General features: G+C 61.6%; 20 protein-coding genes and 1 pseudogene. 14 read left to right on the top strand and 7 right to left on the bottom strand.

The annotated features are described in order from the left end of the window. Positions 1 to 82 precede the first annotated feature (82 nt). Together NLM27_RS22335 and NLM27_RS44010 are read left to right on the top strand one after the other, a co-directional pair. Positions 83 to 2,209 carry a Z1 domain-containing protein gene (locus NLM27_RS22335; protein WP_254145371.1) on the top strand — a complete coding sequence of 709 codons (2,127 nt, stop codon included), beginning with the start codon at positions 83 to 85 and terminating at the stop codon, positions 2,207 to 2,209. Further along, positions 2,206 to 2,604: pseudogene (locus NLM27_RS44010) on the top strand (DUF559 domain-containing protein); the annotation flags it as partial. The gene NLM27_RS22335 and the pseudogene NLM27_RS44010, both read left to right, overlap by 4 nt. A gap of 19 nt (positions 2,605 to 2,623) precedes the next feature. On the opposite strand, the gene NLM27_RS22330 reads toward NLM27_RS44010, so the two are convergent. Further along, positions 2,624 to 3,694: a DNA cytosine methyltransferase gene (locus tag NLM27_RS22330; protein WP_254145370.1), complete on the bottom strand. Its 1,071-nt coding sequence runs from the start codon at positions 3,692 to 3,694 to the stop codon at positions 2,624 to 2,626. A 98-nt stretch (positions 3,695 to 3,792) separates the two neighbouring features. After that, positions 3,793 to 5,043: a hypothetical protein gene (locus NLM27_RS22325; RefSeq protein WP_254145369.1), complete on the bottom strand. Its 1,251-nt coding sequence runs from the start codon at positions 5,041 to 5,043 to the stop codon at positions 3,793 to 3,795. A gap of 942 nt (positions 5,044 to 5,985) precedes the next feature. Here NLM27_RS22325 and NLM27_RS22320 point away from each other — a divergent pair. Beyond that, entirely contained in the window at positions 5,986 to 6,312 is a 327-nt protein-coding gene (locus tag NLM27_RS22320) for a hypothetical protein (protein WP_254145368.1), read from the top strand. Between the two features lie 165 nt (positions 6,313 to 6,477). Then, positions 6,478 to 6,810: a hypothetical protein gene (locus NLM27_RS22315; protein ID WP_254145367.1), complete on the top strand. Its 333-nt coding sequence runs from the start codon at positions 6,478 to 6,480 to the stop codon at positions 6,808 to 6,810. Positions 6,811 to 7,617: 807 nt separating this feature from the next. Here the strand turns inward: NLM27_RS22315 and NLM27_RS22310 are convergent. Next, on the bottom strand, positions 7,618 to 7,998 hold the full coding sequence (locus tag NLM27_RS22310; protein ID WP_254145366.1) for a hypothetical protein: 381 nt from the start codon (positions 7,996 to 7,998) through the stop codon (positions 7,618 to 7,620). Between the two features lie 161 nt (positions 7,999 to 8,159). Between NLM27_RS22310 and NLM27_RS22305 the strand changes: the two genes are divergently transcribed. Both NLM27_RS22305 and NLM27_RS22300 read left to right on the top strand, forming a co-directional pair. After that, complete coding sequence (locus tag NLM27_RS22305; RefSeq protein WP_254145365.1) at positions 8,160 to 9,902, top strand: pentapeptide repeat-containing protein; 1,743 nt, start codon at positions 8,160 to 8,162, stop codon at positions 9,900 to 9,902. Between the two features lie 668 nt (positions 9,903 to 10,570). Continuing rightward, entirely contained in the window at positions 10,571 to 10,732 is a 162-nt protein-coding gene (locus NLM27_RS22300; protein ID WP_254145364.1) for a hypothetical protein, read from the top strand. Between the two features lie 195 nt (positions 10,733 to 10,927). On the opposite strand, the gene NLM27_RS22295 is transcribed toward NLM27_RS22300, so the two are convergent. Together NLM27_RS22295 and NLM27_RS43795 are read right to left on the bottom strand one after the other, a co-directional pair. Continuing rightward, positions 10,928 to 11,254: a hypothetical protein gene (locus tag NLM27_RS22295; protein WP_254145363.1), complete on the bottom strand. Its 327-nt coding sequence runs from the start codon at positions 11,252 to 11,254 to the stop codon at positions 10,928 to 10,930. 202 nt (positions 11,255 to 11,456) lie between these two features. Further along, positions 11,457 to 12,029, bottom strand: a complete 573-nt coding sequence (locus tag NLM27_RS43795; protein WP_254149066.1) for a hypothetical protein — start codon at positions 12,027 to 12,029, stop codon at positions 11,457 to 11,459. Here NLM27_RS43795 and NLM27_RS22285 point away from each other — a divergent pair. The 5 genes from NLM27_RS22285 (at position 11,944) to NLM27_RS22265 (ending at position 16,799) form a co-directional block, all read left to right on the top strand. Then, entirely contained in the window at positions 11,944 to 12,903 is a 960-nt protein-coding gene (locus NLM27_RS22285) for an N-carbamoyl-D-amino-acid hydrolase (RefSeq protein ID WP_254145362.1), read from the top strand. The two genes, NLM27_RS43795 and NLM27_RS22285, sit on opposite strands and share 86 nt — an antisense overlap. Positions 12,904 to 14,093: 1,190 nt before the next feature. Next, complete coding sequence (locus tag NLM27_RS22280; protein WP_254145361.1) at positions 14,094 to 14,648, top strand: TetR/AcrR family transcriptional regulator; 555 nt, start codon at positions 14,094 to 14,096, stop codon at positions 14,646 to 14,648. A gap of 51 nt (positions 14,649 to 14,699) precedes the next feature. Further along, positions 14,700 to 15,893 (top strand): MFS transporter, encoded by a 1,194-nt coding sequence (locus tag NLM27_RS22275; protein ID WP_254145360.1) that lies wholly within the window; start codon positions 14,700 to 14,702, stop codon positions 15,891 to 15,893. A gap of 138 nt (positions 15,894 to 16,031) precedes the next feature. Beyond that, positions 16,032 to 16,451 carry a DUF4118 domain-containing protein gene (locus NLM27_RS22270; protein ID WP_254145359.1) on the top strand — a complete coding sequence of 140 codons (420 nt, stop codon included), beginning with the start codon at positions 16,032 to 16,034 and terminating at the stop codon, positions 16,449 to 16,451. 138 nt (positions 16,452 to 16,589) lie between these two features. Further along, complete coding sequence (locus tag NLM27_RS22265; RefSeq protein ID WP_254145358.1) at positions 16,590 to 16,799, top strand: hypothetical protein; 210 nt, start codon at positions 16,590 to 16,592, stop codon at positions 16,797 to 16,799. 14 nt (positions 16,800 to 16,813) lie between these two features. Here NLM27_RS22265 and NLM27_RS22260 read toward each other — a convergent pair whose 3' ends face one another. Continuing rightward, a complete protein-coding gene (locus NLM27_RS22260) occupies positions 16,814 to 18,046 on the bottom strand; it encodes a class I SAM-dependent methyltransferase (protein WP_254145357.1) in 1,233 nt (410 codons plus the stop codon). A gap of 161 nt (positions 18,047 to 18,207) precedes the next feature. Here NLM27_RS22260 and rfbC point away from each other — a divergent pair, with 161 nt between their 5' ends. Together rfbC and NLM27_RS22250 are read left to right on the top strand one after the other, a co-directional pair. Then, the gene (gene rfbC / locus NLM27_RS22255) at positions 18,208 to 18,732 is read left to right on the top strand and encodes a dTDP-4-dehydrorhamnose 3,5-epimerase (RefSeq protein WP_254145356.1); all 525 of its coding nucleotides are present in this window, start codon (positions 18,208 to 18,210) and stop codon (positions 18,730 to 18,732) included. Then, on the top strand, positions 18,729 to 19,625 hold the full coding sequence (locus NLM27_RS22250; RefSeq protein ID WP_254145355.1) for an NAD(P)-dependent oxidoreductase: 897 nt from the start codon (positions 18,729 to 18,731) through the stop codon (positions 19,623 to 19,625). Before rfbC ends, NLM27_RS22250 begins: the two co-directional genes overlap by 4 nt. A gap of 230 nt (positions 19,626 to 19,855) precedes the next feature. On the opposite strand, the gene NLM27_RS22245 is transcribed toward NLM27_RS22250, so the two are convergent. Then, entirely contained in the window at positions 19,856 to 20,833 is a 978-nt protein-coding gene (locus NLM27_RS22245) for a LysR family transcriptional regulator (protein ID WP_254145354.1), read from the bottom strand. Between the two features lie 118 nt (positions 20,834 to 20,951). Between NLM27_RS22245 and NLM27_RS22240 the strand changes: the two genes are divergently transcribed. Then, positions 20,952 to 21,989 (top strand): class 1 fructose-bisphosphatase, encoded by a 1,038-nt coding sequence (locus NLM27_RS22240; RefSeq protein ID WP_254145353.1) that lies wholly within the window; start codon positions 20,952 to 20,954, stop codon positions 21,987 to 21,989. The last annotated feature ends 1 nt before the right edge of the window (position 21,990 follow it).

The raw sequence follows: 21,990 nt of genomic DNA, 5'->3' as shown, positions 1-21,990 counted from the left end.
CGACTTATAATTGCCTGGCGCTACGTGCGCAACGAAATGCGCAATGAATTGGCTTCGGGATGGAGCGCGAGCGAGGTTCCGGATGCCGATTCGCACTGATGGCCCTGTCCTGACGGGAACGCGCCAGAATTTGATCGATGGGCTCCGCAACAAGCCGATGAACCCTGCAGCCGTGGCCGCCGCCGAGCAGCAGGCCGTCGGTTTCACTCGAAAGCTCGTCGACAAGTATTCTTCAGCTGTCGCCGCAGGCGAGGTCGGCGTTGACGGGTCCTCGGTCGCAAGTGATCAGCCGATTTTAGCCAATCGGCCTCCAACGATGCTGATGTACGGCCGCGTTCAAAGCGGCAAGACAGCCGCTATGGTTCTCACTTCGGCCTTGTGCTTTGACAACGGCTTTCGCGTCGTCGTGGTCCTGACATCTGATAATCTCATTCTTGTCGAACAGACTGCCAAGAGGTTCAGGGCGCTGAGCGGGCCACGGGTTTTTTCGACCCGAAGGGCGGCGGATCGCTACGCGTGGGAAGGCCTTGAGGCCGAACTCAGGGAGGCGGTCTCAGAAGAGGGCGTTGTCTTGGTTTCGGCGAAGAACGACGTCCATCTTGGTAAGATCATGACGTTTCTTCAGGACATCGACGCGCCTTCGCACCCGACGATCATCTTCGACGATGAGGCCGATGCTGCGACACCCGATACGACCGTCAAGGCTCGGGCAGAAGGCCGCCCCAACGCACCCGATCTGAAGAGTGCAATTCACCGGCGCGTGTTCGAAAATCCGAAGGTTGGGCAGGAAGGAGAATCGCTGCGAGAGATTTTCCCTCACAATCTATATGTTCAGGTGACGGCTACGCCTTACATCTTCTTTCTGCAGGACAACGACTCTCCGATCAGGCCTGACGAGACCATGTTGTTGGAGGCAGGTCAGGGGTATTGCGGCGGTGAGCAATTCTTTGAAAACTTTGATCCCACCGAGCAAGGTGAGCCTCCGCCGCCACTGGTGTTCGTTCCCCTGAACGAACTCCAGTCCATCGCTCGCCGCCCAATGCCTGCTGGCCTGGCTGCGTCGATCGATTTTTTCCTGGTGGCGTCGACGGCGAAGGCGATCGCGGCCGGCAGGTGGCCCGAAGAAGGGTTCAAGCATCTGTCGCATGCCAGTCCTAGCATTGGTCACCACGAGATGGTCGAGCGGCACATTCGGCGTTACGTGAGCGAGAAGCGTCAGCAACTCCGTCGGGACCGCGAAGCTGCCGTAGCATCGTTCGAACAAGCCTATGCAGAGCTCGGTCGAACGGTGCAGGACCGGCCGCCATTGGGGGAACTGATCGACCGTCTGCGGGGAGTCATAGAGCAGGACACAATTACCGTGTTCAATTCTGAATCCGAGCTACCTGCGGATCCCGGTCCGCGCATCAACTTCTTCATCGGTGGCAACATCCTGGGTCGCGGTCTCACTATCGACGACCTGTTGGTTACGTATTACGTGCGGGAGGCCAAAGTGTCCCAGATGGACACGGTTTGGCAGCATGCGCGCATGTATGGCTATCGAACCGATCTTATGCCTTATACTCGGGTTTTCGTGCCTCGGCGGGTGGCCGCGAATTTCCGCGGGATACACGATGCCGAAAACAGCCTTAGGGCGATGCTTGAGCGCGACCCGGAGGGCAGCAGACCCATCTTGCTAGTACCGAGAGGTACTCGAGCGACGAGACCGAACGCCGTCGACTCGAGTTACCTTCGCGTGATCGATGCAAATACTGAGCAGATTATACCGCGCCGACTTAATTTGGACGCGGAGCGTGCTCAGCCGATCCTGCAAAGGTTGCAACGACTTGGTGTTCCGATCGTCGGTGACGAGCGCGAGGGTAGGCTTACGCCGGTTCCTTTCGATGAGGTTGTTGCTCTCGTTAACGCGGTGCCACTTGTCGAGGACGAGCCGGGTCCGTGGAATCCCGACGCTGTGATCGAAATCCTGAATTCCTATCGTGATCGCGTTGGGGATTTTGGGTTCGTTTATGTGCGTAAGTTGAATGGAGATCCGAACCGCACGCGAGCAAGGCTATCGGGTAACGAGGTCGATATCATTCAGCGATCGAGCAATGAGTGTCCTGCACTGGTATTGCTCTATGTCGGTGATCCGGCTCGTCCCAACGGATGGTATCCGACGCTCGTCATGCCGCCCAATAGCCCGAGCTTCATTTATCAGCCGGAATGATGTCGAGCGTTTCGGCGGCCGTCTCAAAACGAATGAAGGCTGTCCGACGCAAGGGGACGGCGTGCGAGGCAGATTTTGAGGCGGAGCTGATCGCAGCTCAATTAACCTACACTCCGCAATACGCCGTGCACAAATGCACAGCGGACTTCTGCTTTCCAGACGTTAAGGTCGCCGTGTTTGTCGACGGGGATTTTTGGCACGGCCGAATTCTCGTGGAGCACGGAGGCCGCGCTCTTCGAAGGTCATTCAAGTCAGAGCGGCGGACATTTTGGATTGCGAAGATCACAAGAAATGTCGAGCGCGATCGGCGCCAGACGGCACTGTTGAGACGTCATGGCTGGAGCGTTCTGCGTTTTTGGGAAAAGGACGTGAAACGTGACTGCAAAGCAGCAGTCGCGAGCGTCGCAATACGGATCAAGCTGCGGCGCGCGCGTTTTTCGAAGCGGCCTTCAGATGCCCCTTTATCGCGCGAGCGATCACGCGGCCAAGACGAACCGGGACGGCGTTACCGATTTGCCGAGCGAGCACGAGTTGATTGATCGGTTGCTCGGCTGGAGCGAAAAGGAACTTTTTGGGAAACGATTGAAGCAGTGCTGCTTCTCTGATCGAGATGCCGCGATCCTGTAAGGGGTGTCCAAAACGACCATTCCCGATGCCCAGGCACTGTGTCGTGATGACTGGCGATGGCTCGTTCCAGCGCATGCGCCCATAGACACTCCGAAACGATTTGCCCTTTTGTTTCTTGTGACATTTGAGCTGAAGCTCTTCGTCCCAATCCTTCCAGCTGCCGCCCTCCCGCGTGGCTTGAATCCTTTTCAAATTGATCGGCGATAACCCGCGACCAAAATGAATGCGATCTGTCGAGCATGCTTCGCCCGCCTTGATTCTCGGTAGCTTCCCGATTGCTTCTCGGACCGTCACGGGCTTGGCGGCATGGGTCTCCTTGGGAATCTCGATGGCTCCGAAGCGCGATGCGAACACGACCAGCCGCGTCCGGCGCTGGGGCACCCCGTACCGTTCGGCTCGGAGTCTTGCATATGTCACGTGGTAGCCGAGCGCCTTCAGTTGATCGACGAACTGCTGGAAGATAGGGTGAGCGACGAGGCTCGGAACGTTCTCCATCGAGACAACGTCAGGTTTCGTCTCTTTGACCAGGCGAGCGAACTCAGTGAGCAATTGCCAGCGCGTGTCTTGCTTGGAGTTGTTCACTTTCTTCCGATAGCGCTTGGTATAGCTGGAGAACGGCTGGCAAGGAGCGCAGCCGATCAACACCCGAAAGCCATCCTTGGCGAGGAACTTCTTCAGCTTCGCGCCGGTGAGGGCCTTGACGTCAACATCGTTGAACGTGCCTCCGACATTGGCTTCGAACGCGAATTTGCATGAAGGGTCTGAATCAAAGCCGGCCACGACTTCAATGCCCTCCTGCTTGAAGCCGTAGCTCAGGCCGCCGATGCCGCAGAAAATGTCGACCGCTGTTATCTTCATGCCAGCGCGCTAACAAAAAAATCGTGCGCCGTCGACGGGGGTGGGGACGCCCGCGTCGATTTTTCTTCCAGTGCGACATTTATGCTGGTCGTTCGACGTCACCGCCGCCCCCCAAACGCCTCCGCCGCCTCTTCCTGGAAGTCCGGGTGATGGTGCCCGTAGCCGTTCTCTAACTGCTCCAGCGTCATCCCCAGCCAGCCGGCAGCCTGCCAGCGGTCGGTGCCCTGCTGCATCAGCCAGGTCGCAGCAGTGTGACGCAGCGAATGGCGGACGACGTCTTCACCTAGGCCGGCGTCCTCAAGGATGCCGTCCCACGCAGAGCGGATCTTGCCAGCGAGCGGCTTGCCATCATGCGTGCGGTTGATGACGAAGCGGATCTCCTCACCTGCTTTGAATATGCCAGCGGCGCGCAGCTCGGCGGAACGCTGTGCATCGATCTTGCACCAGCGCACCAGGTGCGGCCGCAGCCGGTTCGCGATCTTGGCCGGCGGCCGCCGCTTCTTAGTAGCCCGCTCCTCGGCGCCCCGGCCCTGATAGATCATCGCGCCCAGGTTCATCCATGGATGCGTCGTGGTCGCGAGCCATTGAGTGCGCCGGATCGTTTCCTCGCGCCGGGCCGAATACAGGCCGACCAGGATGAAGCGCGCGGCTGGCCGGCGCCGAGCAATGATCCAGCGCGGTCGACGCGCCAGGCGCCCGTTCTCGCGCTTCCACGTTCCCCTTTCTGCGTCCCAGATGTAACCCAACGCCGCGCCAAGCAACCGCGCGGCCTCGTTGCGCGTGAGCCAGCGCTGGCGGCCTTCGGTCTTTTCCGGCAGGACGATCTTGGGGACGAAGTTGAGAACGTGCTCGGCGTGATACGCGTTGATCGCGGCGCGCAAATCCTCGAGCCGCCGGCGCGCCGTCTGATCTGAGACGGTCGATGCTCTCGGAGCGATGCCCGCGCGCACGTTGTTTTCACTCGTCGTGCCGGTCGACCAGTCGACAAAATCGCGGCAGAGTTGCGCCTTGATATCGCCGACGACCTTGGTGCCGAAGAAAGCATTGAGATCGAGCAGCCGGATGACTAGTAGCTCGTGCTGGTCGACGCTGCGTTGATCGGTGCCCTTCGGCCGCTTCAGAATTTCGTAGAGGGTGAGAACGTCGCTTATCGCGAGAACACGAGGGTCGGTTGCCCCGACGGTGGTCGTGTGCTTCGTGCCGATGTAAGCCTCGAGCGCTTTCGCTGCGCCATCAGTGTCGCTTCGGCCGCAGCCTGTGCGGATTTGTTTGCCGCGATCGAGGATGACCCAGACGCCGTCGTCATCTCTGAACCAAAGGCGGGGTGGTTTGGCTTTGCGGCCCGGCATGTGGGTTTAACCAGCTTTCGGATGGCGCGAGGGGTGGTCAAATCCTTGCCCGCCACGCGTGCGATTTCAAGGATTCCGGCTGCCGCCGCGGTCCGCAATGAGGATAGGGTCAGCGGTCCGTCCGGGAAAAACAAGGCGGCGGCCTCGGTCAAGGTCAGGACCTCGTCGTCGCCCCATTCGGCGGGATTTGGGCGCGCACGGATCCGAACAAGCTTGTCCCTGGTCATTTGGGCGGCTCCGCGGGCCAGCGGCCGCCGCTGGGGCGGCTGAACCGCACACTGGCTCTGGTTGCTGCCATTGCCAGCGCCGCGCCTGGCGGCCGCGAGCGCTGCGACGAACTGTCCTCTGGGGCCATACAGCTTGAATGGGGCATGCCGCATGGATAGGCGCGATTCCGTCCGGACGCCGAACCAAAAGGGTCAAAAAGCCCCCTTTCGGGCGAACGCCAATTACCCCCAGCGGGGGACTTGGCAACTCGGCAAATCAGTGGGAATCTGTCCGCGGGCCTAGAAACCCGGACCGAGATATAGCCGCTTCATGCCTGGTCAGCATGCTTCCCGATTGGCGTCGGGAGGATTGCGGCTGAACGCTGCGGCGCATTGGCGTGCGCCCTCGACCTGGCCATTATGGCCGGGAGGGCCGCGCCATGTCCAGAGGGCAACCTTAAAAGCGCCGCCGCCTGTCTCTCGGCAGGTTTCTAGCTCCCGGCTGCCGGTCTGCCACCGGCAAGGCCCTAGAAAGCCATCGAGAGCCCACCAATGACACATCAGAAGAACGTATCGCGGGGCAATGATCTGGCCCCCGCACAAACCGTGTCGGGCGTAAGCGTAACGAGGAGAGTACCCGCAATCGGGCGCCGCCACCAAGAGGCGGCGCACTGTCGACCGCAAATACGATGCGGCGGCGAACAACATCACTATCGTCCCGACGCGGCCCGACATCGTGACGGTGACGATCGCTTCGCCTGCCGTCGTTACCAAGGCCGCGCACGGCCGGGCCGCCGGGGATCCGGTGAGCTTCGAGACGTCGGGCGTGTTGCCGTCAGGCCTTGCCGCCGACACGCAATATTACGTCAGGACCATTCCGACCGCCGACACCTTCACAGTATGCGCAACGCCGGGCGGCGTCGCGATCAACACGACCGGATCGCAATCCGGCGTTCACAAGATGGGCACCGACACCATCATGGGACAAGCCAAATTCGTCATCGAGTCCAACGGCGGCTCGATAGATCTCCTGCCGCTCGACGACGGCACTGGCTGGGTCTGATCGTTAAGTTCTGCAAGCAATGGATCAACCCCGATGAAATTCCGCAATGCGGCTTCGGACGAGTTTGGCAAAGCGGCAGCCCCGCCATCCCTGACGGACTGGACTCGCCTTGATCGGAAATCTTCGAGTGTCTAGGCTGCTCCGATACAACTGGAGGGCGCGCCTATGGACTGGAGACAGAAACTAAACATCGGCATTGCAGTTCTGCTGATCGCGAACGTCGGCATTTTGGTATTTGCCCTATGGCGCAATCGGTTCGACCCCGTAGTGACGGATCTGGTACTTCGCAATTTCCCAACCATCATCGGATTGCCATTCGCATTCATCGCATCCTTTATTGTGGTCGCGCTATTTCGACAAAGCGATGCTCCGATGGCATTCAAGGGGCTCGGACTGGAATTTCAGGGAGCATCCGGAGAAGTAATTCTTTGGCTCCTCTGCTTCGTAGCCATCGCCTCGATGATCAAATGGTTCTGGGTGACCCAGCCCTTGTCCTGAGGGGGTGGACAGTGACCGCCGCTTCTCAACACCATTGAGTTAGATCACAGGACGTCCGGCCGCGGCTGCATTCTCTGCTATCCATGGGCCGAGGCCAAGCCAGACAATCCCGAGGAGAGCCGGCGCGCCCCGCGCAAACAATGAGGCGAGGCCAGAATGACCTTCGGAGCATTATCGAGGACCATATTGCTGATCTTCGCGAGACGATTCCGGAAGCTCCGCCAGAACCCGAATTAGGGCGGTCCTGAAAGCAACGAGCCGGCATCCCTGAGGGAGTGGACGGTTGCGGCGCTGCGTGGCGCATGCTTAGATTGTCCCATTGAGGAGGGGCGGTCTTGATGAAATTTTCTGTGCTATTGGCGTGCGTAGGACTGGTGACCGGCGTGATATCCGGCAGCTACTGGATACGGGCCGCGCTCGTTCCTATCGACGAGCCCAACATCTCCCCGCCGATACCTCCGCCCGGAGTGCCAGCCCCTCCGCTAGGCTTGCCACCAATCAATCCAAACCAGAAGGCAATTTCGCTGGGCGGCTTGGGCCGATATGCTGGCGAGAGCGGCGACCTCAACTGGAAGGCTGCCGCATGGTCGATAGGCGCTGTGCTCGCCTCTTCAGCATCGAGCTTGCTCAGCGCAGCCGGGCTTTGATGACCCAAAGGGAGTAAAACCGACTTTCCTGGGGGAGCGCGCCGGCATAAACCGAGAACTGCTCTCAGCTGGCGTTCCAAAGGAAGACCAGTGCACCGTGGATCTTAGTCAGCAATACTCCTTCCGATATGCTGAGCCTCGCTCGTGACCTTTGCAGCTCCTACTGAGCCTTTTGGTATTCTTCGGTTGCAACTACAGTCCCCCGTACAAAAGCAGGAATCTCGCAAGCGCCCGTGTTTGCCCAGAACACCAAGCAAAATTCATCGGGCGTATCCGTCTTGGATTTCTGTGTACCGGTTCGGCCGTTTTGGATTTTGATTCTTGCCTTGCCGGTACCTGCAACCAGCTTACCCCCGTGTTGGGGCTTCACGCAGACCTCCTGGTAGCGAGCCTGGCAGCCGGGATTTCTACCGCCATCATATTGGCCTCCGGAGCCGACCTCCACTTCGGGCCCTTCAATCACAACCCTGGCGACGTCTGCCCCTGCAGCGGGAGTGACGAGTAGCACGCAAGCGACTATGAACGCGAACGACGCTTTCATTGCAGCCCTCCTTCAAAGTTCGCACACTAACGACATGCTATAGGCGAGTTCGGGCGAAAACAATTTCTCCGGTTGCAATTTGTCGAATTTCGAAGAAGATCTATCCCGTAAGCAAAAGCTGCAGCGAATAACGCTAGGCCTGCTCGCGGGGGGCTACGCGAATGATCGATGGCTCATCTGCCAGTCCGGAAAATAGTGCGCCGGTTCGTTCTGGCGTTGCTGACGCTTTTCCTCCCGGCGATGTCCCCGAGCTTCAATTGCCAACTAAGGAGGTGCTTGAACGCGAACATCTCTATCTTGAGAATGAAAAACTAAGGATCGAAACCACTACCCTTAGGAATGGTTTGAAACCAGAAAAGTGGTGGGCAAAACTAGTTAAGAACATTGTGACGCTTGGCGGAGCGGTAGCGGTTGCCGCCAGCATCTATGGTATTTGGGATTCTTACGACAAAACGATTGTTGATAGAGAGCGTACGCGTCAGGAACGGGAGCGCACCCGCACTGCTGAACAGCATACTCGCTTCGAGGATGCCATAAAGCGACTTGAATCAACCAACACGATCTCGAAGTTGGTGGGCGTCTCTGTACTTAGCGGCTATCTGGATGCTTCAAACAAGGAAGCCCACCGCCAGATATTGTTTACGCTTGCAGGTCTGATCGCAACTGAGAAAGACACTCAAACTCAGGCCGTCGTTGTCAATTTGCTCGCATCCATTCCTAAGGAGGGGGCAATATCTCGGCAAGATTGGCTATACTTTCAAGAAATGCTTGTTACTCAGAGCCGCGCGCTAATGGGTCGAAATAATGCGTTTTCACGACGGCAACAATTTTTCGACTCGTTCTTAAACGAAGAAGAAAGAATTGCTCGAACGATTGGTAAGCTGATCGCTCAAAACGCACGAAAGGGTGTGCTATCTGGCTACAAAGACTACCGAGGAATTTATTGTGTTGAATGTGACTTCAGTGGTGTCGTTTTCCCCAACGGTGCGGATTTTGCGAGTTCAGCGCTCGATAGATCGAACTTCAGTGGAGCAAAATTGGCGGCTGCGATCTTCGACAATGCAGGTCTCGCGGGAACACGATTTATCGAGACAGACTTGCGTAACGCTCTGTTTCGAAGCCTCGATCCAGATTCCGTGAACTTACCCGGCAGCGGTCGGTTGGTGTTTGGCTCAACGCGCTATCTTCGTGACTCTGCCAGTACCTTAGAAAAGAATGCCAATATTTATGTAGTCATGCCCAACTTTAGCTGCGCAAACCTGTCCGGCGCCTATTTCCACGGCCACGGTCTTTTTCCTGGGGTTATCCCTTTCCGCCGCACATACTCAAAAGCAAGCAGCGAAAAGCCCGCCTGGCATCAATCCTTTCCTGCCGACCAGACGGCGCTGGAGCAGTTTTCGGAGGCGGAGTTCTCGCCAGTAATCGTATCTCCACCGAAGCTGTTCAAAGCAAATCTGAAAGGAATTCATCTTGATCAATCGCGCTTTTTCAGTGTTTCGACTGTAAGCGAGTTTAGCTCGACCTTAATGAGCTCGGCCAGTTCCACTAGTTTTAACGAGGTGGCTCTCTATGAGGGTCGGATGAAGGAGACCGCATTTAAGATTGACGGGCGAGGCTCATCGAACAGTGCGGAAAAGCTGCCGCCGGATGAGCTGAAAACAATTGAGCTTGTTGATAGCTTTCAACGCGCGCTTCGAGCGAGCTTCTATATGGCGCAAACAGGCGAGGCCTCGCTTCCGCAAGACCTTTCGCTCTTCTTAAAAAACTCTCCTCCAACTGATGACGATTTTCGCACGACATTTCCTCATCCAATTAGTTCCGGCTCAGCGTTTGATATCGATTGTAAGCCAGAGAACGCCATCGGCGCTGCCGGGGGTGGCTCCAATCCGGTCTCACGGCGATAATCGCGGGCGCGCACGAGCCGGCCTTCCTTTAGATATTACCGTCGCAGCTCGGGGGAGAAGGCTTCTGGCCGTCACCGGCGACTTGCCGCAGTATCGAACTTGCTTTGTTCGGTTCCGCCGTGAGATCGAGCCAAGAACGCGCAACGAATTCGCAATGAAATGGCCCTAACGGGCGTGAACAAAACGTGGCGAAAATCCTGTCTCTATCTTAAAAATCAATAAGTTAGAGAAAATTCACTGCGTTCGGGACGCAGGGGTCGCAGGTTCGAATCCTGCCACTCCGACCATTCTTCCAAAAATCGACGTTTTCCAGAGGCTTGGCAGACCGGCCGCCGGCGCCTCGGGAGCGCCTTTTTGCAACGATTTTCGGGACGGGTCCACGGCCGATTTGGGTCGGCAGGGCGGCTTGTTCCGGCGGCATGGCTCGCGCCGACCGACGCGCCTTTCCGGTCACGCCGATGCGGTCGATCCTGTGCAGGCCGCGAGGTCGCGCAGCCGGCTCGCCCGTCCCTTGGCACTCTGTTTGCTCAGTGAGGACCAAAGACAGTCTCCAGCGGAGAGACTGTGTCTGGTTGAGGCAAACAATGAAACAAGTGTCCCGTTTCGGTTCTACCGGAGACTTTCGGCTTAGCGCGCTGATCGCGGATCTGTGGTGGCGTGTTCAGCTCATGAATTCCGACATCCTTGAAGAAGAGGCCAAGGCCGGCGTGTTCAACGTGAAGGACCCGTCCTATCCGTTGCTTGCGGCAACCCTTCGGGCGCGGCGCGAGAACCTCGTGTCGACGATCCATGCGCTCGAGGAACGCGCGAAATCGGCCCGCGCCGCTTGAGACTTGATCTTGCCCCATAATGGGTGCGCTCCCTCTCCCGCTTGCGGGAGAGGGCTGGGGAGAGGGTGTTTCCCCAATGGGACACTCCCGATGAGGAGAGAGCCCTCACCCGGCGCTTCGCGCCGACCTCTCCCGCAAGCGGGAGAGGTCCATCGAGCCCGGGGGGCCGGTGGTTCAACCTGATTCGATCTCGCTCTACCGCCGTGCCACCAGCACGCCGAGCAAAAACGCCACCATCAGCGAGGGCAGCGGCGCCTCGCGCACCATGCCGCGGACGATGTCCGGCCAGTGCTGATCCGGGACGAGTCCTGGAGACCTGACGTCGGCCAGCGGCGCCATGCCCCATTCCGACGCGAGGTCGGTGATCTCGCGCGTGGCCAGGCGCGAGCCGTCGCGGACGCGGAAGATGGTGGCGTCGGACCGGTCGCTCGGCGCCAGCGCCATCAGCGTCGCGATCGCGGTGCGCAACGTCATCTCGCCATAGCCTTGCAGCCTTACCGACTCCTCGGGGTCGGACGTCATGCGAAATCCTTCACATCATGAAATGGCACGCGATGGTCATTGTCCGTCGCGCACAGGACCAGCGTGGAAATCGCGCCGGTGACGCCGCGCGCAAGATGGGCTCGCGTCAGGTGCCTGGCCACGATTTTGTTCCACGCTCAGCATGGAAATGGTGCTGCGCGACGTTGGTTCCTTGCGGGGTGAGCGAATCAGCGAGGCCTGATTACTTCCGCAGCAACTCGCTCAGGGCCGCCGTCGCCTCGGCGCAGCGGATGTCGTCGATCTCGCGTGACAGGCTGAGCGCGCTCGACTTCAACTCTTCCACCTTTCTGCTCTCGGGATGCTGGCTTTCGAGTTGGCCGAGCCGCTTGTTCAGGTCGTCCAGTCTTGATTGGAGCTGCGAGACGCTGGCGGTCGTCCCATTCACTTTCCAAACGCGCTGTGCACGCATCGTAGTTCCCTTGGCTGTCTCACGGCGTTGTGAGAGCGGTTCGTGGCCGGATTGGGAGTTTCTTTTGTCCGGCTTCAGATCGCGAGGAACCGTTGCAGATTGGCAACTAATTCCGGCTTTCGGCCTGCAGCGGGGCCGACGATACATGATGATACCCGGCAGGTACGGAATTTGAGTATGCGCCAGCGCGTTGCGCTGTGCGGGCAGTGCTGCGCCCGATAGGCTCTGCTGGGACAGTTCGGCGACGAAGGAAAAACGTGTGGCAAGATTTGTGAATGTTGCGGCCGGCCAGCTTGGCCCGATCGCCAGAAGCGAGACGAGGACCGAGATCGTGGCGCGACTCAAGGCCTTGATGCGCCAGGCGCACGCGAGCGGCTGCGACCTGATCGTCTATCCCGAGCTTGCGCTGACCACGTTCTTTCCGCGCTGGTATTTTGAGGATCAGGCCGAAATCGACGAATTCTTCGAGCGCGAGATGCCGGGAGCGGAGACGCAAGGCCTGTTCGACCTCGCGCGCGAGCTCGGCATCGGGTTCTATCTCGGCTATGCCGAGCTGACGGTCGAAGCCGGGACTGTCAGGCGCTACAACACCTCCATCCTGGTCGACCGCAGCGGCGCGATCGTCCTGAAATATCGCAAGGTTCATTTGCCCGGCCATGCCGAGCACGAGCCGTGGCGCAAATTTCAGCATCTGGAAAAGCGCTATTTCGAGCCCGGAGCAGGTTTCGATGTGACCAGCGCCTTCGGCGGCGTGATGGGCATGGCGATCTGCAACGACCGCCGCTGGAGCGAGACCTACCGGGTGATGGGCCTCCAGGGCGTCGAGATGGTGATGATCGGCTACAACACGCCGGTGCACAATCCGCCCGCACCGGAGCACGACGATCTCTCGCTGTTTCACAACCATCTGGTGATGCAGGCCGGCGCCTATCAGAACGGCACCTTCGTGGTCGGCGTCGCCAAGGCCGGAATCGAGGAGGGTGTGGACCACATCGGCGGCAGCTGCATCATCGCGCCCTCTGGCGAAATCGTTGCGAGATGCACGACGAAGGGCGACGAGATCGCGCTCGCCCGCTGCGATCTCGATCTCTGCAATTCCTACAAGCGCACGACATTCAATTTCGACATTCACCGCCAGCCACGGGCCTATGGGATGATCGTCGAACGCAAGGGTGTGGCCACCATGGCGGACGGAACGTCGGTGCGGCCGAAGGTGTGAGGCGCTCTCTTTCTCCAGTAGCCCGGATGGAGCGCAGCGTAATCCGGGGGCGCTGTTGCGCGGGGGCACCGCTCCCGGATTACGCTTCCGCTCCATCCGGGCTACGGCGTGCCTGTGTCGACGTCTGTCAATCGCACCCTACAAAAATATTCCACTTTACCGAAATTCGGAAATGGCGTATGTGTCGCTTTATCCCGGCTCACCCTTGAGGGGCGGTCATTGTCGTGGTGATCGCGGAGCCGGGCTTGCGGTGGACGCGGCAGCGTCGGGCGCGAGAAGTTAAGGGCAGGGCGGATTGCTCTCCGTGAGCCCGAGGCTTCGCGTGGACGAACGGCGCTGTCAGGGTCGTCGCGCCAGTATTTCGATGGCAACGTGCACAACGCCGTCGGACCCTGTGGCGATAGGCGAGCCGTGCGTACGGCAAAACCGTGTGGTCCTGGCCGTCGTTGCTACGGTCAAACTCTTGCGGATGCGGCATGCGCGTCAACCGGCGCGGTGCCGGCGACTTCGGCGGGGGTGAGGGAGGCCAGAAGGAATTCGGCTCCCGGGAGAGCACGGCATAAGCCGTCCAACCATCGCGCAGGGAAGGCCGAGTGATTGGCTACACCTGTATGCTGCTGTGCGGTCTCCTCGCGCTACATTTTTCGCGCAGCGGATCGCGGGTGCAAGCTGGCACCCGGTCTTCCCTGCGCCCTCTTGGATATGAGGGTGGAGTGACCAGGAAAAGCTCGGGCGAATTGCGCCGCGAGGATGTGAAACTGTGTCTACGATTCAAAATGCAAGCCGAAAGAGTGGCGCTGTCGGCCCGTCCTCCGTCATTGCGAGCGTAGCGAAGCAATCCAGAGCCTTACCGCGGAGGGATGCTGGATTGCTTCGCTGCGCTCGCAATGACGAGTGGAAGCAGCGAGTGACAATCCATCACCGTCACCCTGAGGCGCTCGCCCCTTCGGCGAGCCTCGAAGGGCGGCGGCCCGACTGCATCTCGGCCGCTCATCCTTCGAGGCTCCTGATGAGGCGCTCAGCGCCCCATCACTCGCGCCTCAGGATGACGGGTTTGGCAGCCGTCCCTAGCAATCACAACCACGTGTCTTCATTCGGAAACGTCCATTCCCTATTATGCCGCAATGCAAAAAGCCGTCCGCCGACCGCAACCCGCCGTCCGCCCGCCCGGCCGTCCCCGGGAGTTCGACATGGACACCACGCTCGACAGGGCGGTACGCGTGTTTCGCGAGCGCGGTTATCATGCCACCTCAATCGGCGACCTCACCGTGGCGATGCGGCTGGCTACGGGAAGCATCTACAAGGCGTTTGCCGACAAGCATGCCGTGTTTCTCGCCGCCTTCGAGCGCTACACCACCCTGCGCCAGGAGCAGACGCGCAGCGCTGCGGCGCGGGGCGCAAACGGCCGCGAGCGTCTGCGCAACGTGCTGCTGTCCTATGTCGAGCACTCTCAGGGCAGCGAAGGGCGGCGCGGTTGCCTCGTCGTCGGCAGCGCGGTCGAGCTGTCCGCACTCGATCCGGTCGTCGGCGCCCGCGTCAATGCGCAACTCAAGGCCAACGAAAGCTTCATCGCCGGCCTCATTCGCGAGGGGCAGGCCGATGGCTCGATTCCCGGCCATGTCGCGGCCGACGACACCGCGCGGCTGATGATCTGCATCACGCAGGGCCTGCGCGTGGTCGGCAAGTCGCGCCTGCCGCTCGACGGGACCCGCCTCGTCGGCGTCGCGATGAAGCTGCTGGCCTGAATTTTTGTCATATTAGGGAATAGTCATTTCCTATCCACGGAGTCTCTACGAATGACGATGAATGCCACGATCGAGACCGCGCCCGGGCCGGACGCGGTGTCGCATCGCCTCACCTTCGTGCTTGCCGCGGCCTGTGGCATGGTCGCCGCCAACATCTATTATGCCCAGCCGCTGATCGCCCCGATCAGCGCAGCGCTCGGCCTCTCCGACGCAGCGGCAGGCTTGATCGTCACCATGACGCAGATCGGCTACGGCATCGGGCTCCTGCTGATCGTGCCGCTCGGCGATCTCGTCGAGAACCGCACGCTGATCTGCTCGGTCATCACGCTCGGCGCCGCGGCATTGCTTGCCGCTGCATTCGCGACCCATGCGCTGCCGTTCCTGATCGCCGCGCTGTTCATCGGGTTGGGCTCGGTCGCAGTACAGATCATCATTCCCTATGCCGCACATCTGGCGCCGGAGGCCATCCGCGGCCGCGTCGTCGGCAATGTCTCGACGGGCCTGATGCTCGGCATCATGCTGGCGCGCCCGGTGTCGAGCTTCGTCACCGCGGCGTTGTCGTGGCATGCGGTGTTCTTCTGCTCGGCCGCGCTGATGATCATGCTCGCAGCCGTGCTCTGGATGACGTTGCCGAAGCGCAAGCCCGTCGCGCGCATGCATTATGGCGAACTGCTGCTGTCGATGCCGGAGTTGGTGCGCACGACGCCGCTGCTGCGACGCCGCGCGCTCTACCAGGCAAGCCTGTTCGGCTGCTTCACGCTGTTCTGGACGGTGGCGCCGCTGCTGCTCGCGAGCGAGTTCGGCTTCACCCAGCGCGGCATCGCGCTGTTCGCGCTCGCCGGCGTTGCCGGGGTGTTCGCGGCCCCGATCGCGGGACGGCTCGCCGATCGCGGCCATAGCCGTATCGCGACGCTGGTCGCGATGCTGCTCGCGGCCGTCGGTTTCCTGATCACACATATCGGCGCGCCCGGATCGGTGCTGAACCTAGCCTGCCTGGTCGCGGCCGCGATCGCGATCGATATCGGCGTTCAAGGGAACGTGGTGCTCGGCTTCCGCGCCATCTTCGTGCTCGGGCACGAGCACCGCAGCCGCCTCAACGGGCTCTATATGGCGACGTTCTTCACCGCCGGCGCCGCCGGCTCCGCACTCGGCGCCTTCGCCTTCGCGCAAGGCGGGTGGACGCTGGCATCGGCCATTGGCCTTGCCCTGCCGGTCGCCGGCTTGATCCATGCGGCGACCGAGTAACCGTCGGCATCGCCGGAATTGCGCGATACGGCCCATTTACCAACCGCGCGAGGACGCAATTTCCGCCTCGCGATCCGGGCGCCGCTGTAGTACTTTGGTCGCAAGCGGACCTGGTTAACGGGCGGCAGGGGGAGGCTGATGAGACGTGCGGGGCTGTTTGGCGTACCGCGGGTACGGCCATGGTCGTGGCAGGCGTTTCTGCTCGGATTCGTCGTTGTCGCGATGTCGGCGGTGCTTCAGGGGATCTGTGTCGCGCTCGGCGCAAAACTCTATTTCGCGGCGTTCCTGCCCGGCCTCTTCGTGCTTGGGCTTGTCGCGGGCGTGCCGGCAGCGTCGTTCGCCGCGCTGTTCACCGTTCCGCTGGTGTGGTGGGCGTTCATGCCGCCCTTCTTCCAGTTCAATTCGCTGACCGGCGCAAACGCCGATTCCATCAACCTGTTCTGCCTTCTGGCCGTGCTGGTGATCGGCCTTGCCGATCTCTGTCGCGAGACGATGGCGATCGTCAGCCGCGGCGGGCTGAAGCGCTCGGACGAGAGTGCGGCAGCAAATCCGCAATAGATCGGCCGTGCACGACCATGCGCGTTGCGCGCGCGCAACAGTTCGGCAACCATCCGCGAGCTTGCCGCGCGCCGCTAACTTTTCGAAAAAGATTTGGCCGCAGTTTCTCCCCCGGGAATGACGAGGGAGTTTTCGGACATGAACGGCCAAATCACTGGTCACGCCATCTTGGAGAACGTGCGCCGCTACCGCGGCATTGCATCGCTCTATCGCCAGACCGCCGCATTCCGCCCGGGCCAGAGCTGGTCGCTGCTGGAGCAGGCGAGGGATTGGGAAGCGCGGGCGCTGTCGGAGCTGGAAGCCTATTTCGCGGCGCGCGTGGACTACTCGGCGCCGCTCGCTGCCTGATCGCTAACCATCGATCACGACACGATCGTCAGATCCGGCGCTGGTGCCACGAACTGCCCGCCCCAGCTACGAACCTCCGACAGCTGGGCGATGATCTCGTCCTTCAGATTCCAGGGCAGGATGAAGACGTAGTCGGGCCTGGCCGCCATCAGAGCGGCGGGATCGCGGATCGGGAGATGCGTTCCCGGAAGCAGCATGCCCTGCTTGTGCGGATTGCGGTCCACGGTGAACGGGATCAGCTCGCGCGTGACGTCGCAATAATTGAGCAGCGTGTTGCCCTTCGCGGGCGCGCCATAGGCCAGCACAGTCTTGCCCGCGCGCCGCGCCGCTTCGAGAAAGTCGCGGACCATCTCGCGCTTCGCCGTTACCTTACGCCGAAAATCACGATAGGTCGCAGGTTGGTCGATGCCCGCCACCGCCTCACGCCGGCGCAATCTCTCGAGCGCGGGCGAGGGGCTCCGAGGCGCAGCTTCGGTGCAGACGTGCAGACGCAGCGAGCCGCCATGCGTCGGCAATTCATCCACATCGAAGACGCGCAAGCCGTGTGCACGAAAAACCGTCTCGAGGGTCGCGAGCGAGAAGTACGACAGATGCTCGTGATAGATCGTATCGAACTGGATGCCTTCGATCAGATGCAGAAGATGCGGCAGCTCCAGCGTAACGCGCCCGCTGTCGGGCAAGAGAATGCGCAATCCCGCGACGAAATCGTTGATGTCGGCGACGTGCGGCAGCACGTTGTTGGCGACGATCAGGTCGGGCCTGTGACCTTCGGCCCGCAGTGCGGTCGCCACGTCGCGGCCGAAATAGCAGGTCCGGGTCGGGATGCCCTTGGCGATTGCGACCGCTGCGGGGCCGCTGGCCGGCTCGATACCCAGCGCGCCGATGCCGGCGCGCCGAAAAAATTGCAGGAGATATCCGTCATTGCTGGCGATCTCGATCACCTCGGATGTTGCTCCGAGCTTCGCACGCGCGATCATCTCCGCGGCATAGCGCTCCGAATGGCGCAGCCAGCTCTCGGAATAGGACGAGTAGTAGAGATACTGATCGAAGATGTTGGCCGCAGGCTCGAATTGCGGCAGCTGGACCAGCCCGCAGGCCCGGCAGACACGTGCATGCAGCGGATAAGTCGGCTCGGTGGCGTCTTCCCGCTCCTTGGGCACGAAGGAATTCGCCAAAGGCGACAGGCCGAGATCGACGAAGGTCTCGTCGAGCTCCTCCGCGCAGAAGCGGCATCGATGCCTGTCCATGAACGGATCGTCCCGTTGTACCATCGTGCCACGGCTGTTAGTGAATTCCCTCAAGCCCCGCAAATTCCGTTAACGTTGCGCATGATGCAACCGAAAAGGCATTTTGGTGAACGGACGTTCGCAATGGCGGCGTGCGCAGCATTGCCGCGCGGAGGTCCGAGATGAAGTTCACGCCATTGGCCCTGCCTGGCGCCATTGCAATCGAGATCGAGGCGGAGACCGACGCGCGCGGATTCTTCGCGCGGCTGTTCGACGCCGAGGCCTTCGCGGCACAGGGCCTGCCGACGCATTTCGCGCAACATAGCCTGTCCCGCAACGAGCGCGCCGGCACCCTGCGCGGCCTGCACTACCAGGCGGGCCGGCCGGAGGCCAAGCTGGTGCGTTGCGTTGCCGGCCGCGCCTTCGACGTGATCGTCGATCTGCGCCGGTCGCTGCCGACCTATGGGCAATGGTGTTCGGTCGAGCTCGCCGCCGATCGGCACAATGCCGTGTTCATTCCCGCCGGATGCGCGCATGGCTTCCAGACGCTCGTCGATCGGACCGAGCTGATGTATTTCATCGATGTGCCTTACGAGGCGCAGGGCGCGGCCGGCATTCGCTGGGATGATCCGTCGCTGGCAATCGCCTGGCCGCTCCCCGACCCAATCCTGTCCGCGCGCGATCGCGCGCTGCCTTACCTCGCATGAAGCGGGTGCTGGTCACGGGCGCGTCTGGATTCCTCGGCCGTGCGCTCGTGCCTGCACTGGCCGGTCGCGGCTTCGAGGTTCATGGCGTCGCGCGCTCGGCTCGGCCGGCAATCGCCGACGTGACGTGGCACGCAGCCGACCTCCTCACCGAAGCCGGCCGTGTGCAGGCGCTGTCCGCGTTGCGCCCGACGCATCTTGTTCATCTCGCCTGGGAAGCGCGGCCGGGCCGCTATCGTGAGGATCCCGTCAACCGGCTCTGGGCGCAGGCGAGCATCGAGCTCCTCGCGCGCGCCCGAGCTTGCGGGACCAGCCGGATCCTCGGGATCGGAAGCTGTCTCGAATACGGACCGCAGACCGGCTTGTGCGATGAGCGCACGAGCCAATGTCGCCCGACCACACTGTATGGACAGGCAAAGCTCAGCGCGGCCGAAGCCTACATCGCCGCCGGCGCTGCCTGGGGCCGTGTGTTCTTTCCGTTCGGCCCGCATGAGCCGGAGGCGCGTCTCATCCCTTCGCTGATCCGGCATCTTCGCGCAGGACAAAGCTTCGACTGTTCGCATGGCGGGCAGCTGCGCGACTTCGTCTATGTCGAGGACCTCGCGCAGATGATCGTCGCCGTGCTTGACAGCGATCTGACCGGCGCGGTCAATCTCGGCAGTGGCGAGCCGCGCAGCCTGCGCAGCGTGATCGAGCATGTCGCCGATCGCCTCGAGGCACGGCATCTGATCCGGTTCGGCGCCATCGCCGCAACCGGTGTCGACGCGGAGCCGATCATCGCCGCCGACGTCCGCCGCCTGCGCAGTGTGACTGTGGACGTGCCGGTGATCGGATTCGAGCAGGGTGCAGCGCGCGATCTTGCATGGTGGATCGATCGTATGTCGGGAAAGGCGTGACGTGTGGTCCCCTCGCAGCGAAACTGACGGCAATCAGGACCCCTGGCGACTACGGAGTTGCGTCGCGGCCCGCCTGTGCTAGCAACGCGTCCGTCCAGATCTCCTTCACGCCGGCCGGGGCAAGCGATGACCACCTTCAACCGCATCTTCACGACGGAGCGTCTGCTCCAGATCATCGTCATTCTGGCGGCGACGGTCGCGATGAAGCTGATGGCCTGAACGTCGGCCGGCTATCGCTCACCGAAGTCGGGCACGTCAGGCAGATAATTCGAGCCCTCGGACCCCAGAAAATCGAACATCGCCTGCGCCGGCGGCAGCAGCACCTTGTCGCTGCGGCGGATCACGTACCATTGCCGGACGATCGGCAGGCCGGCGACGTCGAGCACGATGAGCCGGCCCTCGGCAAGCTCGTGCGCCACGGTGTGGGCCGAGATGAAGGCGATGCCGAGCCCGGCGATCACGGCCTGCTTGATGGTCTCGTTGCTGCTCATCTCCATGCCGATGATCGGCTCGAGATCGGATTTCTGGAACATGCCTTCCATCAGCGTCCGCGTGCCCGAGCCGGGCTCGCGGGTGAGGAAGGTCTCGTGCACGAGATCGGTCAGGTTGAGGCCGGAATCCTTCTCCAGCCAGTGTCCCTTGCGCGCGACGATGATGTGCGGATTGCGTCCGAGCTGACGGACGTCGACCGTGACGTCGGCCGGTGGCCGACCCATCACGGCGAAATCGAGGTCGTAGCCGTGCATGGCCTCGCGGATCTCCTCGCGATTGCCGATGGTGAGCTTGATCTCGATCTTGGGATGCCGCTTGGAGAACGCCGCGATCGCATGCGGCACGAAATATTTTGCAGTCGAAACAGCCCCGAGATGCACCGTGCCACCGGTCCGTCCCGCAAGCAGGTCGAGCGCGCCCTGGCAGTCCATGATGGCGGCCTCGACGCGCTCGGCGAGCGCCAGCACCTCCTTGCCCGCCTCCGTCAGCAGCATGCCGTCGCCGGTCCGCTGTACCAGCGGCAGGCCGGCGAGATCCTGAAGCTGCCGGAGCTGCTGGGTCACGGCGGGCTGCGTCAGCCCGAGTTGGCCCGAGGCCGCCGTGACGCTGCCCTTGGCCGAAAGCGCCGCGAGAGAGCGAAGCTGCCGGATCGTCAGATGCCGGAGCTGGGCCGCTGCATGGCCAGGGCCATTATAAGAAAATTCTTTGGCGCTCATTATGAATAGAAATTTTCCTTATTAAGCCGGCCCTGTCAATCTCGTTGTGCTGGGACTGACCGCATCGACCTCCACGGGGAGGAAAATGGATGCGGCGCCAGCAAGGGGATGGACGCAGATGACCGGGCAACTCAGGCTGGACGACCACCTTCAGCGGTATTCGGAAACCGCACCCCATGCGCTCGCCGTGGCGGCCGCAGTCGATGCCATCGCGACGGCGGCGATCGAGATCGCCGATCTCATTGCCTCCGGTGATCTCGCCGACGCCTCGGGCCTGACGACGGGCCGCAACAGCGACGGCGATCTCCAGCGCAATCTTGACGTCCAGGCGGACGCGATCCTGCGCCGCTGCCTTGGCAGGCTGTCGATCGCGGCGCTGGCGTCGGAGGAGATGCGTGAGGCGCAGATCATCGACCGCGACGGCCGCATCTGCATCGCGATCGATCCGCTCGACGGCTCCTCCAACATCGACATCAACATGACCGTCGGCACGATTTTCTCGATCCTGCCGGCGCCGGACGATATTTCACTCGCCTTCCACCAGCGCGGCTCGGCGCAGCTTGCGGCGGGCTTTGTCACCTACGGCCCGCAGACCTCGCTGGTGCTGACGCTCGGCGAGGGTGTCGACATCTTCACGCTTGACCGTAAGGCGGGCTGCTTCCGCCTCGCGCGCAGCAGCGTGCAGATCTCCGAGGCCGGCGAGGAGTTCGCGATCAACGCATCCAATCGCCGGCACTGGGATCCGCCAGTGCGCGCCTTCATCGACGAATGCCTCGCCGGTGTCGAAGGGCCCGCCAACCACGATTTCAACATGCGCTGGATCGGCTCGCTGGTCGCGGAGGCCTATCGCATCCTCACCCGCGGCGGCGTGTTCCTCTATCCCTCGGACGCGCGTCCCGGCTATGGCGACGGCCGTCTGCGCCTGACCTACGAGGCGCACCCGATGGCTTACATCATCGAGCAGGCCGGCGGCTCGGCCTCGACCGGGCACGAGCGCATCCTCGAGCTGTCGGCGCAAAGCCTGCACCAGCGCGTGCCGCTGATCATGGGTTCGAGCAACGAGGTGCGGCGCGTCGAGGAATTACATTGCGATCCGCTGCTGGTCGCCAGCGTCTCCGCGCCACTGTTCGCGCGGCGCGGATTCTTCCGACTCTGAG

Origin of the sequence: Bradyrhizobium sp. CCGB12 (assembly GCF_024199845.1) — a bacterium.
Classification (GTDB): Bacteria; Pseudomonadota; Alphaproteobacteria; order Rhizobiales; family Xanthobacteraceae; genus Bradyrhizobium.
This window is presented reverse-complemented; position numbering and strand designations above follow the sequence as displayed.